The sequence below is a fragment of the Methylophaga thiooxydans DMS010 genome, from assembly GCF_000156355.1.
GTDB lineage: Bacteria > Pseudomonadota > Gammaproteobacteria > Nitrosococcales > Methylophagaceae > Methylophaga > Methylophaga thiooxydans.
The window spans coordinates 199,282-212,289 of the sequence record NZ_GG657906.1; the positions used below are offsets into that span (position 1 = coordinate 199,282).

Annotated in this window: 15 protein-coding genes; 7 read left to right on the forward strand and 8 right to left on the reverse strand. The window is 46.0% G+C overall.

The genetic code is table 11. From position 1 onward, the window contains the following. Positions 1-58 precede the first annotated feature (58 nt). The 3 genes from MDMS009_RS14755 to MDMS009_RS14765 all read right to left on the reverse strand — a co-directional run bounded on the left by MDMS009_RS14755 (position 59) and on the right by MDMS009_RS14765 (position 2,805). Positions 59-1,465: a hypothetical protein gene (locus MDMS009_RS14755; RefSeq protein ID WP_008292150.1), complete on the reverse strand. Its 1,407-nt coding sequence runs from the start codon at positions 1,463-1,465 to the stop codon at positions 59-61. Between the two features lie 165 nt (positions 1,466-1,630). After that, a complete protein-coding gene (locus tag MDMS009_RS14760; RefSeq protein WP_008292263.1) occupies positions 1,631-2,074 on the reverse strand; it encodes a GNAT family N-acetyltransferase in 444 nt (147 codons plus the stop codon). Between the two features lie 230 nt (positions 2,075-2,304). Further along, positions 2,305-2,805 (reverse strand): YgjP-like metallopeptidase domain-containing protein, encoded by a 501-nt coding sequence (locus MDMS009_RS14765; protein ID WP_008292063.1) that lies wholly within the window; start codon positions 2,803-2,805, stop codon positions 2,305-2,307. A gap of 249 nt (positions 2,806-3,054) precedes the next feature. Here MDMS009_RS14765 and rnk point away from each other — a divergent pair, with 249 nt between their 5' ends. Next, positions 3,055-3,471 (forward strand): nucleoside diphosphate kinase regulator, encoded by a 417-nt coding sequence (gene rnk, locus MDMS009_RS14770; protein ID WP_008292126.1) that lies wholly within the window; start codon positions 3,055-3,057, stop codon positions 3,469-3,471. A gap of 59 nt (positions 3,472-3,530) precedes the next feature. Here rnk and MDMS009_RS14775 read toward each other — a convergent pair whose 3' ends face one another. Genes MDMS009_RS14775 through MDMS009_RS14785 form a run of 3 tightly spaced genes read right to left on the reverse strand, consistent with a single transcriptional unit; the run spans position 3,531 to position 4,516 of the window. Further along, positions 3,531-3,962, reverse strand: a complete 432-nt coding sequence (locus tag MDMS009_RS14775; protein ID WP_008292158.1) for a hypothetical protein — start codon at positions 3,960-3,962, stop codon at positions 3,531-3,533. A gap of 24 nt (positions 3,963-3,986) precedes the next feature. Further along, entirely contained in the window at positions 3,987-4,256 is a 270-nt protein-coding gene (locus MDMS009_RS14780; protein WP_008292179.1) for a DUF883 family protein, read from the reverse strand. Positions 4,257-4,312: 56 nt separating this feature from the next. Next, positions 4,313-4,516 (reverse strand): hypothetical protein, encoded by a 204-nt coding sequence (locus MDMS009_RS14785; protein ID WP_008292043.1) that lies wholly within the window; start codon positions 4,514-4,516, stop codon positions 4,313-4,315. 166 nt (positions 4,517-4,682) lie between these two features. Here MDMS009_RS14785 and MDMS009_RS16175 point away from each other — a divergent pair, with 166 nt between their 5' ends. From MDMS009_RS16175 to MDMS009_RS14800, 3 genes are all read left to right on the forward strand, one after another. Beyond that, positions 4,683-4,850, forward strand: coding sequence for a DUF1328 domain-containing protein (locus MDMS009_RS16175; RefSeq protein WP_008292235.1), 168 nt, complete (start codon positions 4,683-4,685; stop codon positions 4,848-4,850). Positions 4,851-4,934: 84 nt separating this feature from the next. After that, positions 4,935-5,675, forward strand: coding sequence for a Crp/Fnr family transcriptional regulator (locus MDMS009_RS14795; protein WP_008292143.1), 741 nt, complete (start codon positions 4,935-4,937; stop codon positions 5,673-5,675). Between the two features lie 37 nt (positions 5,676-5,712). Beyond that, positions 5,713-5,853 carry an entericidin A/B family lipoprotein gene (locus MDMS009_RS14800; RefSeq protein ID WP_008292106.1) on the forward strand — a complete coding sequence of 47 codons (141 nt, stop codon included), beginning with the start codon at positions 5,713-5,715 and terminating at the stop codon, positions 5,851-5,853. Between the two features lie 49 nt (positions 5,854-5,902). Here the strand turns inward: MDMS009_RS14800 and MDMS009_RS14805 are convergent, their stop codons facing one another. Beyond that, positions 5,903-7,525: an AAA family ATPase gene (locus MDMS009_RS14805; protein ID WP_008292220.1), complete on the reverse strand. Its 1,623-nt coding sequence runs from the start codon at positions 7,523-7,525 to the stop codon at positions 5,903-5,905. A 216-nt stretch (positions 7,526-7,741) separates the two neighbouring features. Here MDMS009_RS14805 and MDMS009_RS14810 point away from each other — a divergent pair, with 216 nt between their 5' ends. Then, the gene (locus MDMS009_RS14810) at positions 7,742-8,926 is read left to right on the forward strand and encodes an MFS transporter (protein ID WP_043888413.1); all 1,185 of its coding nucleotides are present in this window, start codon (positions 7,742-7,744) and stop codon (positions 8,924-8,926) included. A 23-nt stretch (positions 8,927-8,949) separates the two neighbouring features. Here MDMS009_RS14810 and MDMS009_RS14815 read toward each other — a convergent pair whose 3' ends face one another. Further along, positions 8,950-9,726, reverse strand: coding sequence for a nuclease-related domain-containing protein (locus MDMS009_RS14815; RefSeq protein WP_008292163.1), 777 nt, complete (start codon positions 9,724-9,726; stop codon positions 8,950-8,952). Positions 9,727-9,911: 185 nt separating this feature from the next. Between MDMS009_RS14815 and MDMS009_RS14820 the strand changes: the two genes are divergently transcribed. Beyond that, entirely contained in the window at positions 9,912-10,106 is a 195-nt protein-coding gene (locus MDMS009_RS14820) for a hypothetical protein (RefSeq protein ID WP_008292240.1), read from the forward strand. 75 nt (positions 10,107-10,181) lie between these two features. Next, positions 10,182-12,908 carry a cation-transporting P-type ATPase gene (locus MDMS009_RS14825; RefSeq protein ID WP_008292128.1) on the forward strand — a complete coding sequence of 909 codons (2,727 nt, stop codon included), beginning with the start codon at positions 10,182-10,184 and terminating at the stop codon, positions 12,906-12,908. Positions 12,909-13,008 lie beyond the last annotated feature (100 nt).

Genomic DNA, 13,008 nt, shown 5'->3' on the forward strand with positions numbered 1-13,008 from the left:
GTTCTAGGCATCTGACTGATTGCTAAAAGAGATAGTTCTCGGTGAAAGCCATACTCACTCAAGCCGAGTAACCAAATAACTTCTGTGATTTGATCTTTTCTGAGACCACCTCAGGCACCAGTTCTTCCCATCCTTTAGTGTTGCTGGTAATCATTTTCAACACGTCTGGTGAAAAAATTTGCAGATAATCTTCATTGAATTCATTGATTTGCTCAATGTGATTACCTTGCTTTAAATACTCGTAAAGATAGGTTTGTTTGGCATCGACTTTGAGATTATCCACTTTGAACAGTGTATCTGTTTGGGTATCTTTATAAGGGTAAATGTAGAGCTTAACGTTGTTTTTAAACAGCCGACCAAAGCCCTCTAGAATACCACCGTTCAATGAGGTGTAATATTCGTCATTGAACAATTCAACCAGACTATGAGCGCCCATGGTGAGACCAATCCGGCGGTTGGTGTAACGTGATAAGTAGGTCGCCAGTCGATAGTATTCCGGGTAATCAGAAATCATTACCGTGTGACCAGCGGCTTCTAACACATCAGCGCGGCTGATAAAGTCTTCGATATCAACGCTATCATCATCACCTTTGCGTAAGTTATGCATGGTGATTTCCATAACAGAAAGTGTTTCTTCAGGAGCGGAATCATCTTCAGCTTCAAACTGCTTTCTGGCGGCATTGAGCATATCAATATTGACGTGGGTAACTGGACGGAAACGGCCGCGTTCTACCAACACATTTTTCTTTCGCAAATGCTCAGAAGGTTGTAGCACTTTGCCATCAGCTGAAAACATCGCTGCATCACTCAAGCCCAGTTGCACCAGCCGTAAACTAATAACACGGTTATCGACATGGATAAAGGCATCACCATGTAAGTCCACCATATCGACTTCAATCCGATCCGTGGTCAGGTTATCCAGCAATGATTTCACCAGCAGATCGGGGTTATGGCTTAAATGGAAGGCGCCATAAATCAAGTTCACCCCGATAATGCCCAAGGCTTCTTGTTGCAAGGCATTTTCATTATCCAGCATGCGTACATGAATGATGATTTCGCTTGGTGCAGCATGAGGTTCCGTTTGAAAACGGATACCCAACCAACCATGACATTCGTTCGTGCCATGATAATTACGTGCAGAGACGGTATCAGCAAAGGCAAAAAAGGCCGTTTTATCACCGCGTTGCTCACTTAATCGCTCGATATTGAGGTCGTATTCGAGCTCCAACATGTCTTCCAGACGTTCACGACAGACATAACGCGATGCTTTGCCATAAATATCATCGCTGACCTTCATATCATATGCCGAGATACTTTTAGCAATCGTGCCGGCAGCACCGCCAACTCGGAAAAACCAGCGAACAACTTCTTGCCCAGCGCCAATTTCGGCAAAAGAACCGTAACGCAAGGCATCAAGATTGACTTCAAGCGCTTTAGCACCTGCTGATAATGTTTTGTTTTCCATAACGCCCTTATAAGATGAAATGTACAGCCGTCGATTGTAACGTCTTAGCGTGACAACTGTAATGCAGGATTAGTCAAACAGCAGTCATTAAGCGATTTAGATTATTTGTAAATATGATGACATTGAGGAAATGCAGTGGTCAGGACTCAATCCCCGTCAAGTCAGTCAGACACATAAGCTATGTTTGATGTCTCTGCTGTATTGCATAAGGTGATAGCTTTCAAGGCCACTGCCTTCAGATGAATGTATCACAAAGCCGCTGGATTTATAGAAACTGATGGCTTGTTGATTTTGAGCCAGACATTTCAAGCTCAGTTCTGTGTGAGTTGATTTACACGCATCCAGTAGTTTTGTACCGATACCTGTTCTTAAAGAATCAGTACAAACGTAAAGATGATGAATGAAATTTGCTGGTTCCCAAACAGAGAGAAACCCGACGACTCTCCCAGACTCCATAGCCACCCAGATTCGTTCGCCTTCTGTATCACGATCAAAATCAGTTAATGTAAAACCGCTGCAATCTAGCCATACAAAAGTCGCTAGTCTGGTTTCAAGGTATAGCTGACGTAAGGGGACTAACAAGTCCGAATCAAACGTTCTGATTTCCATTAACTATCCTTATTAAGGGACTCGACTCGTCCAGGGCCATGCCGTGACGAGGGAGTCTCCTGAACGTTGTTACACGTTACTAGATGCATCAATGACCAACTTTCGAACAAGGCTTTTGTCTCAAATAGTCTTTTTTTTGCACAACGTGCTCTGAGTATAAATGAAGGTAAAGTGATTCGATTCTATAGGCGTTAAGCAAAAACTGTCATCTTTGTGTGAGGATATTGGCCTTAATATAACTCGCCAAATATATCCAGATAGGTGAGGTAGAGCCGAACATCGAATTCTAATTGGTGATAGTTCGGTTCCATATGCGTGCAAAGCTTATAAAAAGCTTTGTTATGGTCTTTCTCTTTCAAGTGGGAAAGCTCATGTACCACGATCATATTCAGAAATTCTGGCGGCGCTGTTTTGAAGACTGACCCTATTCTCATTTCATTTTTGGCTTTGAGCTTATTGCCTTGAACACGCGATACGTAGGTATGTAACCCCAATGCCTGATGCAGTACATCGAGTTTGTCGTCATAAACCACCTTACTGAGGGTATTAGACTGGCGCAGGTATTGGCTCTTTAAGTCCATCACGTATGAATACAAGGCTTTGTTCGTTTTAATGTCGTGAGTATAGGGGTATTTTTTTTGCAGGAATTGCCCCAGTGTTTCTTGAGAAATGGCTGCTCTAATCTGATTGAGAACGGATTCTGGGTACCCAGTTAAGTATTTTAATTGCATAAGAGAAGCTTTTTAACTGAAAATTTGATGGGGTCGACAAACTATACCGTAGCTGAGTGCTAGCCAAATACTATTTGAAGATAATGCGACTTATCTACCAAGAGTGAAACAACATTAGAAGTCATATCGTTTTCCATAACCTTATGGCATCATAGCCGTTCTAGCTCGCTTTTCGTGGGCACATTACCTACTATTTTTTTAGAGCCTGCCAATCAAGGGTATGTTCGAGTACGCGTTGGAGTCACGCAAATGAATGCTTTACAACCTGAAATCGTTATCTCAGATCTGGATCTTAAACGTATTGAACAGATCCTCACGACTTTGTCACACAGTGAACTTGAGAAAGTAGCAACACTGGAAGATGAACTGGAAAGAGCCAACGTCGTCGAGCCTGTGGCTATTCCCGTAAATGTTGTCACGATGAATTCGACGGTTAAGTTCAGCGTGTCTTCGTCGCAGCAGACATTTTGCCTGACCTTGGTCTACCCGAAAGATATGACTAACGACGGAAAAACCATCTCGATTCTTGCTCCGGCAGGCAGTGCTATGCTGGGCTTGTTGGAAGGCGATGAGATAGAATGGCCCACCCCCGATGGCAAACCTATGAAAGTTAAAGTAGAAGAAATCCTCTATCAGCCTGAAAGAGTAGGGGAGTTTCACCGTTAGGGTGAAAAGGTGTGAATCCTAAAAATAAAAAGCCCCAACGAAAGTCGGGGCTTTTTTGATCAGTGTTGCTGGTCACCAAGAAGTTCTTGGCTGGCTGCTTTTAACAGCCGTCTGACTTTCGGGCTATAACCAACCAGCAAACCGGCACCTAGCGTGACGGCGGCCGATTTACCAGGATGCGTTTCAATTACATCCATCAGGCCGGTTTCGGACAGTACATCAAGCAACTGCTGAAACTCCTGTTCTGGTTGCGTCGTCTGCTCGTTAGCTGAAATTTCAGGTTGCCGGGTCATGAACTTGGCAACCAACATGACAATGATCGCAAGCGAGAGAAAAAGTAACGCTGTTAACATGGCAGCTATCTCCGAAGCCATCTCTTTACCCAGCCAAGTATAGACAGCCAGGCCAGCAAACCCGAGCGCAAACAAACCAAGCAGTATGGTGAGTATCGTCGCCAGAGTTGTGATCCGGAATTTAGCATGCCATTTCATTATCAACGCTCCTATTGAGTGAGATTAGCGATCGAGTAATTTACCAATCACAACACCGACACCAAACGCGACTGCCATACTGGTGTAGGGACGAGCTTCAACTTCCTGTTGAGCATGAGTGATGGTTTGTTGAGCGTGCTTTTGTGCTTGTTCTGCACTTTGTTTGACTCTGGCCTGCCCTTGTTTAGCATAGTCAGATGTCAGAGTTTTCAGCGTTTCCGTAATGTCACCGAAGTCTTTACGCAGGGCTGATACCTGTTCCTGAAGTTCTTGGTTGTTAGCCTGTGTAGCCATGGTTTACCTCCTATTGTGATTCGTCGCTATCTGTCTGATGAATACTGCGCTGTCGATTAGTTATCCATGGCATCTTCAGCTTCGTCTGCTGCATCTTCGATAGCATCACCGGTTTCTTCAACACTCTCATCGATGTTTTCACCCATTTCTTCAGCCGGACCTTGTTGATCACAAGCGGACAACAGACCTGCACCTGATAAGGCAAACATCAGCATGAGAATGCGGACAAACCATGCAGTAGAACGTGTGTGTGTATTCATAGAACCTCCTGTGTTAATAAAAATTCACGGCATTTACGTTCTGACGTGAATGTGTGTCTACCATATCCAGATGATTTCACTCATGCCTTAACCTAGGTTAAAGACAGCACGATAAAGATTTTTTATTCTAAAAATGAATTCAGTTCCCATAAGAAGGAGGAAAGTTATGTTAAGTTGGGCTTTAACATTTTTAATAATTGGTATTATTGCTGGCGCATTGGGTTTAAGTGGCGTGGCTGGAACAGCGACAAACATTGCTTGGATATTATTTGTGATTGGCTTGGTCCTCGCTGTGTTTTTCTTTATTACTGGTCGCAGACCACCGCTTGAATAGACCGGAGCTTGCCGCAAGGCTGGCAAAGAACCCAATGAAAATTCATTGGCTCACGTGGCCGCACACCGACAACAGTGAGCAAATATGGATACAAGGGTTCAGGAACCGGGCAACAATAGCTACCTCATTCCTCAGTTTGAGAAAATGACTACGCTAAGTGAACAAGAGCAGTCCTTATTGGCTGCTCTGGAGCAGGATGTCAGACATTATCCTGCTGACACCACGCTCACCGCGGAGGGCGAATACAGCGAACGCTTGTTTATGCTGAAGTCCGGTTGGGCCTGCGCGACGCGCTTTTTAGTCGATGGACAACGACAAGTGCTGGATATCTTTTTACCGGGGCAAATTCTTGGCTTGCGGGAAATGGGGCTTCGACACTCGCTCTCCGAGTTCTATGCCCTTACCGATGTGCAGGCTTGTCCGTTTCCAAAGCAACGCCTGACTGAGATTTTTGAACAAGCGCCACGCTTGACTGACTTGTTCTTTCTCGCCATGGCTCGCGAACAGTCTATTTTGATTGAACGGGTCACCAATATTGGCCGACGCACGGCGACGGAACGCCTCGCACACTTTCTGGTCGAAATGAAAGTGAGGTTAAACCTGCGGGATATGGCCTTTCATTTGCCCATTAACCAAACCATGATTGGTGACACCTTAGGGCTGACCTCAGTACACATCAGCCGCACACTCAAGCAACTGTCGGATCAAGGGCTGATTACGTATCAAAACGGTGATTTGAAGCTGCTTGACCTTGACGGCTTAATTGAATTGTCCGGCTTTGAGCGAGCTTACCTTGAGATCACCCCGGACTGGACGCGACTCTAAATTCATCATTGAACACCTTTAAAACAAGGAGATAATAATGAAAACCATTACTTTATTTTTGACCCTGGCATTCAGCCTGAGCTTAACTGCCTGCAACACAATGGAAGGTGTGGGTGAAGATGTGGAAGCCGCCGGTGATGCTATTGAAGATAGCGCTTCGGAAAACAAACAATACTAAGCGACTAAGCCTTAGCAAAAAGCCCCCGTTTTCGAGGGCTTTTTTATTGTCATGACAATGGCAAGTCGGTGATTTTAATTGCTCTGAACATGGCGCATTGACGGAACACATCAATATCTGGCTCAACACCCCGGTTTCTGGCTACGCGCAGCACCAGACGTAATAACATTTTCATATCGCGGGGGCTGATTTCCTGGAAGCTGGCCATCAGCTTCGCCAGCAGTTCGTCACTCAATTCAAATTCGTACTGCCGGGCAAACACTTGCCAGATTCTGGCGGCATTGTCGGCACTCGGTATGGTGTATTCAATGATTGCAGCACAGCGTGAAATGATGGCTTCATCAATATCCGACGGACGATTGGTGGTCATAAACAATAAGCCACTGAAATACTCCATCGTGCGTAAAAATTCAGCCACGATGGCATTTTGTTCAATATTGTCACCGCGACTGACAATAAACACATCCGCCTCGTCCAGTAGCAGCACACAGTTCCAGCGTTCAGCACGTGAGAAAATGACGCGCAGGTTGGCCTCGATATCCTTGGCGCTGGTGCCGAGTGACCCTGAGTGAAGCAGGTATAGCGGCCGTTCAATCAATTCGGAATAAATTTCTGCTGTCAGAGTTTTGCCGACACCCGGCACGCCCTTACACAAAATGACGTTGCCTGCGGTTTTACCTTCAATAATATCGCCGCTGAAAACATCAACATTAGTGGTTAATACATCGAGCAAGTCATGGTGCGTCTGGGGCAGAATCAATTTGTCTTTCAACGCTTCATCATAGACATATCGGCTCAGGTAGTCGGCATGAATCCAGACAAAGTTATGTGTCTGTAAATTAAAGACCCGCAGCAGCGGCCATTCGGGCAGGGCCAGAACATTGTCTTCACCTTCAAGCAGACAAGACTCGCGCAATTGTGAATGGGTTTTCACATCCCTGGCCGGCATATCATGGATGACTTTTGTATCGATGGCGGCACCATCTGAATTGACTTGTGTTTTATCGGTGTAAATCAGCCCGCTAGCGATAAACTGCTCAGAAAACTGATCCCGCACTTCGCGACAATAACGTGCATAGCTGACTTCGTAATCGGCTTTTAAGGCGGGGGTTTCTTTAAAGACTTGCTTGAGTTCCAGCACTTCATTGATACGTTTCTTATTCACATCACCGGGGCTGAAGGATAGGTGGTCATGTTCAAAACCGAAGTAGCCTTTTTTCAGGTTTGGTGACAAATGGCAAACATGGACGAGAAGGGATTCTTCGGCGTGGGCAGTGGCCGGCTTATAACTGAAGTCTGTCACCAATGCCGGGTAAAATTTACCATCGGCTTTTTTGAAATAGACCCAGCCATCGATCAACTGGTGTTTGAGGAAGGCTTCCAGTGTCGAAGAAAAAGCATTGAAGTTGGGAATAGGTGAATCAAATTCACCATCACGGGCCAGTAAGATGGCATCGATTGCCCGCCTGGACTTTATATCTTCCAGTAAGTCCGCGACCCGGGCCATATCCTGCAAGGCTGGCAAGGATAACTGCCGAGGCTCGATTTCCATATCAGTCGATTTTACATAGCCTTGACTGACCGCCTCTTCACGCGTCACCTTGTCACGGTATGGCGTTAACTCGGCATGCTGTGTTGCTTTGATGAATTTGTGAGAAACAATAAATGACACGTGACGGACCTATAATCAAAAATAAAAATGACTGTATGTGAAAGGAATAAGTTCAGCTTAGCGACTTGCCGCGTGAGAGTCACGTCGATTAATCAGCAACGATGAGTTAGTTGCTGGGGTAGGGCAGTCCATCACAAAAACAGAGGGCCCTAAACCTTAACTCAGTTTTAACCTTATCTATGTTACATTGCGCGCCTTTCTATAAGACGCAGTCATATGTCCTCAAGTAACCTCTCAGCTTCCTCTTATTCTTTACCATGGGTGATCTTTGCTTTGGCCATCGGTGGTTTTTGTATTGGCACAACCGAGTATGTGGCGATGGGGTTAATTCAAGAAATCGCCACAGATTTAAGTGTGTCGATTCCCTCAGCTGGATATTTCATTACTACTTATGCTTTAGGGGTGACGGTTGGCGCGCCAGTATTAGCGATTTTAGGGGTGAAGTTACCGCGTAAGAGCTTATTACTAGGGTTGATGTTGTTTTACGGCGTGGCCAATGCAATTACGGCATTAGCCAATAGTCCTGAAACCATGTTACTCAGCCGTTTTATTGCCGGTTTGCCGCATGGGGCGTATTTCGGCTTTGCCTCATTGGTGGCGGCAGATCTGGCGGGGCAACACCGCCGCGCTTCCGCGATTGCACAAGTGATGATGGGCTTAACGATTGCCAGTGTTATTGGTGTGCCATTCGCGACCTGGTTGGGACAGACCTATGGCTGGCGGGCTGGCTTTGAGTTTTCGGCAGTTACCGCACTTTTTACTATACTGGCGATCAGTTTTTTGGTTCCACGCATTAAGCCGTGCACCTCAGCGAGTATTCGTAAAGAAATTGCCGGTTTTAAAAACATCCATATGTGGTTAACGCTGGCAATTGGTGCGATTGGTTTTGGCGGCTTATTTTCTGTTTATAGCTATGCATCGCCAATCTTGACTGAATACACTGGCGCCAACGTGAAAGTCGTGCCATTCGCTTTAGCTGTTTTCGGTGTTGGTATGGTGCTTGGTGGTCTGGTCGCAGGCTGGTTGGCCGATAAACACCTTAATAAAACCATCGTCGGCGTGTTAGTCAGTTCCGCAGTCGCCTTTATTATTGCCGCGTTGAGCATGACTGAAGTGTATAGCGCGATTGCAGCTCTGTTTTTAATCGGCTTTACCGTGACAGGTTTGGCCGGGGCATTGCAAATCCGCTTAATGGATGTCGCCGGTGAAGCGCAAGCCTTAGCGGCCTCACTCAATCACTCTGCGTTTAATGTCGCTAATGCTTTAGGCGCCTTTTTAGGTGGCTTTGTGATCAGTCATCAAATGGGCTGGATTGCACCTGTCTGGGTTGGCCTGGCTTTGAGCCTGTCGGGCTTGTTACTGTTTAAGCTGGCACTGAGTGTAGAAGCCCGTAGCGTTTAAACTACATTAGTAAAGGCTTCAGATTATTCTGAGACCGCAACAACGGCGCGGCATTTCGGGAAGGATGAACACCCCCAGAACGGCTTACCGGCATTGCCACCTTTTTTCGTCTCCCTCAACACCATGGTGCTACCGCACTTCGGGCAAAGGTTTTTAGCCGCTTTCTCAGCGACAATAGCCTGAACATGTCTTACATGCTCACGATGGTTTCTAAACGTTCTGGCTAAGCGGCCTTCTTCAATTGCGTTTGTTATTTCCACAACTTGCTTGGGGGTGAGAACGGTTTCTGTTTTTGATTCAATGTAACGAATGTAGCCCATGCCAAAAGTGACGTTATCGGGCATTGAGGTTTTGAATTCACTGTCACCAATGAACACAATCACGGAATGCACCTGACTGTCCTCAAGGTTGAGTAAAGATTGCAGGCTTTTCGTGTGCTTGTAATTTTGGTGAAGGGGATTTTGAAATTTATTAGTGTGCTTATAGATTTTCTGTGTCCACATTTTCTGGTTAGGACTACCGAAAATCCAACCTTTGAGATTCTTGGTTTCGACGACAAAGACACCATAAACAGACACGATAATATGATCAATTTGTGTAGTGCCATCATCCGTGGGCAGAGTTACGTTTTTGATTAGGTGATAAACATCGTTATCTAACTTCCATGCAGCAAAGAGGTTGATGATGAACTCGCCGACAATGCCTTTAAACCAAGGCGTTTTGATGAGAGAAATAATGAAAAGAATCGGTATCAAATACCAGAAAGAGAGTAATACTTGAATGAGCGGCGAAAAGTCCATTTACCAAATTCCTTTTGGTGAGGGAGAGGGTAATAAGAATAAACCGACTCGCAGTTTTAATCAGCTAATAATTTTAACGCTGCTGCCTCTTGACTGTTCAATCATGAAAAGCCATAAATGCAGATAGGATCTCTACTTGTCAGTTGAATTCATTTGGATTTTATTTCGATGGAAAAGGAAGCAAAATGCAGAAGGTGTTAGCGAAAGAGTCAATTAAGCTTCTTAAGTTCGGTATTGTTGGATTGCTACTTGTCATTGTGCTTGTGCTCGCAGGTGAAGAGCTTAGTGGAATAGAAGCACTGATACTGGGCATCACCCCCTATGTTCTTTACCAGATTTACTGTGGCAGCCAGTGGGCAACAAAACGTAAGAAGAAATAACCCATCTGAATAACGTTTCTGTTTCAGTTACATCGCACTGATTGCCTTATTGAGTGGCTGAAAGCTGCCTAGTCAATGAGTGATGATAGGGTGGATAATCAGTATATGGGCACAAAATCAAAATGGCATAGTCACTCTTTTGATGTCGCACTTGAGGATCTACAAACTTCTACTGCAGGTTTGACTCAGGCTGAGGCCGAAACACGACTGTCAAATTATGGCCCAAATTGTTTACCACATGCCACCCGTCGTTCTCCCTTTGTGCGTTTTGTGTTGCACTTCCATAATATTCTCATTTATGTCCTTCTCGGGGCCGCTGCGATTACAGCACTTCTTGAGCATTGGATTGATACCGGCGTTATTCTCGCAGTGGTCGTTGCAAATGCAGTTATCGGTTTTATCCAAGAGGGCAAGGCGGAAGACGCCATCGATGCCATCCGTCATATGCTGGCGCCTCGCGCCAACGTTATTCGCAATGGCGAACGCACCACTATCAATGGCGAGCAACTGGTGCCGGGCGATATCGTTTTACTGGAGGCTGGTGGAAAAGTACCTGCAGATCTCAGATTGTTTTCCACACATGGTTTATCTATACAGGAAGCGATTTTAACCGGGGAATCATTGCCGGTTGAAAAGCATACTCATTCTGTTGATGACAATGCTTTCTTAGGAGACCGCAGCTGCATGGCCTACTCGGGCACACTCATCACAAGTGGTCAGGGTAAAGGGGTGGTGGTGGCCACGGCTTCAGGTACGGAGATCGGTCGTATCAGTGGACTTTTATCGCAAGTAGAAGCGTTAACAACCCCACTGGTGACACAGATGGATGTGTTTGCCAAATGGTTAACGGTCTTTATTTTTGTCATCGCCGTGGTCTTACTCGCGTTCGGATATTTTGTTGCACATTATGATTTCACTGAGATGTTTATGGCAGTGGTGGGCTTATCTGTCGCAGCCATTCCTGAGGGACTTCCAGCCGTGCTCACCATTACCTTGGCGATTGGTGTCCAGGCAATGGCTGGGCGTAACACCATCGTGCGACGCTTGCCAGCCATTGAGACCTTAGGCGCGGTATCGGTTATATGCACGGATAAAACCGGAACGCTTACTCGTAACGAAATGATGGTTGCCTCGGTGCTGACTCATCGCCACCTTTTCACGTTGGAAGGGAGTGGCTATGAACCCACAGGAGCGCTGAAGCTTGAAGACGCACATGTGTCTCCAAAGGAACACGCTGTTCTGGCTGAATTGGCCCGCACTGCAACACTCTGCAATGATGCCGTGCTACGAGAGCATAACAGTGTGTGGCTGGTGGAAGGCGACCCGATGGAAGGAGCGCTGTTGAGTTTTGCAGGTAAAGTCGATGTGAAAACCCGTGAGGAGCAGGCTACCTGGACGCGAACGGATACCATTCCGTTTGATGCCAAACATCGCTTTATGGCAACGCTCAATCATGATCACGAGCAACACGCCTGTATTTATATCAAGGGTGCGCCAGAGAGTGTGTTGGCAATGTGTGCCAATCAGCTCAGCGCCGATGGTAGTGCTGAAGCTTTGGATACGGCTTACTGGAACGAACGGGCAGATGCCATTGCCGCACGCGGACAGCGGGTATTAGCTTTTGCCTCAAAAGCCATGACACCTACTCATACTGTGTTGGAACGTGGGGAGTTATCAGGCTCTCTAACCCTGAACGGTATGGTGGGAATGATTGACCCACCTCGCACAGAAGCTATTAGTGCAGTGGCTGAGTGTCATGCTGCTGGCATTCAGGTGAAAATGATCACCGGTGACCACATTAAAACGGCTGCCGCCATAGCTAAGCAAATTGGTCTGAGAAGTACCGACAACGTCCTCACCGGAAGTGACCTGGATAAACTTGATGACACCGCACTTCGTCAGGTCGTCATGGGGTGTGATGTATTTGCCCGTACCAGTCCAGAACACAAACTACGGTTGGTCATGGCCTTGCAATCTCATGATATGACTGTCGCTATGACAGGTGACGGCGTTAACGATGCACCTGCGTTAAAACGAGCAGATGTCGGCATTGCCATGGGACAAAAAGGCAGTGAGGCGGCAAAAGAAGCTGCAGAACTGGTGTTGATCGATGATAACTTTGCCTCCATCGTGGCAGCTGTGTGCGAAGGCCGGACAGTCTATGACAACTTAAAAAAAGTCATTAGCTGGACATTACCGACCAATGCCGGCGAAGCGATGACAATAGTGTTAGCTTTGCTGTTAGGGATGACATTGCCTATTACACCGATTCAAATTCTGTGGGTTAATCTCATCACAGCCGTCACACTCGGCATTGCACTGGCGTTTGAACCCACTGAAAAAAACACAATGCGCCGACCGCCACGCGAACGCCATGAATCGTTAATAAACGGCGGACTGGTTTGGCATATCGTGTTGGTATCACTACTGTTTCTGTGTGGTGTATTTGGTACGTATCACTACGCCATAGATAAAGGTTACTCACTAGAATTGGCACGCACCATTGCATTGAATTCATTGGTGGTGATGGAAATTTTCCATCTGTTTTTTATTCGAAATATCTACAGTACGTCGCTCACCTGGCAAGGCGTGCGCGGGACCAAAGTTGTGTGGACTGTAGTGATTGCCATAACAGCAGCACAATTCGCGATTACCTATCTGCCATTATTGCAATCCATTTTTGCTACTGAATCGATTCCAGTACTCGATGGTCTACTGATCATCGGAGTAGGTATTACCTTATTTATTATCATTGAGTGTGAAAAGCAGATGAGACTGGCACTCCAGAAAATAAAGCGTTAATGATAAAAGCATTAAGCGATATGAGTTATCGCGAGCTATAAACGCACCGCGTCGCGTCACATTGATATTCATCATTCTCGTTGTACTATCAGCTGAACCA

Excerpts from the sequence above, each read along its gene's own strand:
- rnk (WP_008292126.1), top strand. The coding sequence starts at position 3,055 with ATGAATGCTTTACAACCTGAAATCGTTATCTCAGATCTGGATCTTAAA.
- MDMS009_RS14775 (WP_008292158.1), bottom strand. The coding sequence starts at position 3,962 with ATGAAATGGCATGCTAAATTCCGGATCACAACTCTGGCGACGATACTC.
- MDMS009_RS14780 (WP_008292179.1), bottom strand. The coding sequence starts at position 4,256 with ATGGCTACACAGGCTAACAACCAAGAACTTCAGGAACAGGTATCAGCC.
- MDMS009_RS14800 (WP_008292106.1), top strand. The coding sequence starts at position 5,713 with ATGAAAACCATTACTTTATTTTTGACCCTGGCATTCAGCCTGAGCTTA.
- MDMS009_RS14815 (WP_008292163.1), bottom strand. The coding sequence starts at position 9,726 with ATGGACTTTTCGCCGCTCATTCAAGTATTACTCTCTTTCTGGTATTTG.
- MDMS009_RS14765 (WP_008292063.1), bottom strand. The coding sequence starts at position 2,805 with ATGCAATTAAAATACTTAACTGGGTACCCAGAATCCGTTCTCAATCAG.
- MDMS009_RS14760 (WP_008292263.1), bottom strand. The coding sequence starts at position 2,074 with ATGGAAATCAGAACGTTTGATTCGGACTTGTTAGTCCCCTTACGTCAG.
- MDMS009_RS14820 (WP_008292240.1), top strand. The coding sequence starts at position 9,912 with ATGCAGAAGGTGTTAGCGAAAGAGTCAATTAAGCTTCTTAAGTTCGGT.
- MDMS009_RS14755 (WP_008292150.1), bottom strand. The coding sequence starts at position 1,465 with ATGGAAAACAAAACATTATCAGCAGGTGCTAAAGCGCTTGAAGTCAAT.
- MDMS009_RS14785 (WP_008292043.1), bottom strand. The coding sequence starts at position 4,516 with ATGAATACACACACACGTTCTACTGCATGGTTTGTCCGCATTCTCATG.
- MDMS009_RS14795 (WP_008292143.1), top strand. The coding sequence starts at position 4,935 with ATGGATACAAGGGTTCAGGAACCGGGCAACAATAGCTACCTCATTCCT.
- MDMS009_RS14825 (WP_008292128.1), top strand. The coding sequence starts at position 10,182 with ATGAGTGATGATAGGGTGGATAATCAGTATATGGGCACAAAATCAAAA.
- MDMS009_RS16175 (WP_008292235.1), top strand. The coding sequence starts at position 4,683 with ATGTTAAGTTGGGCTTTAACATTTTTAATAATTGGTATTATTGCTGGC.
- MDMS009_RS14810 (WP_043888413.1), top strand. The coding sequence starts at position 7,742 with ATGTCCTCAAGTAACCTCTCAGCTTCCTCTTATTCTTTACCATGGGTG.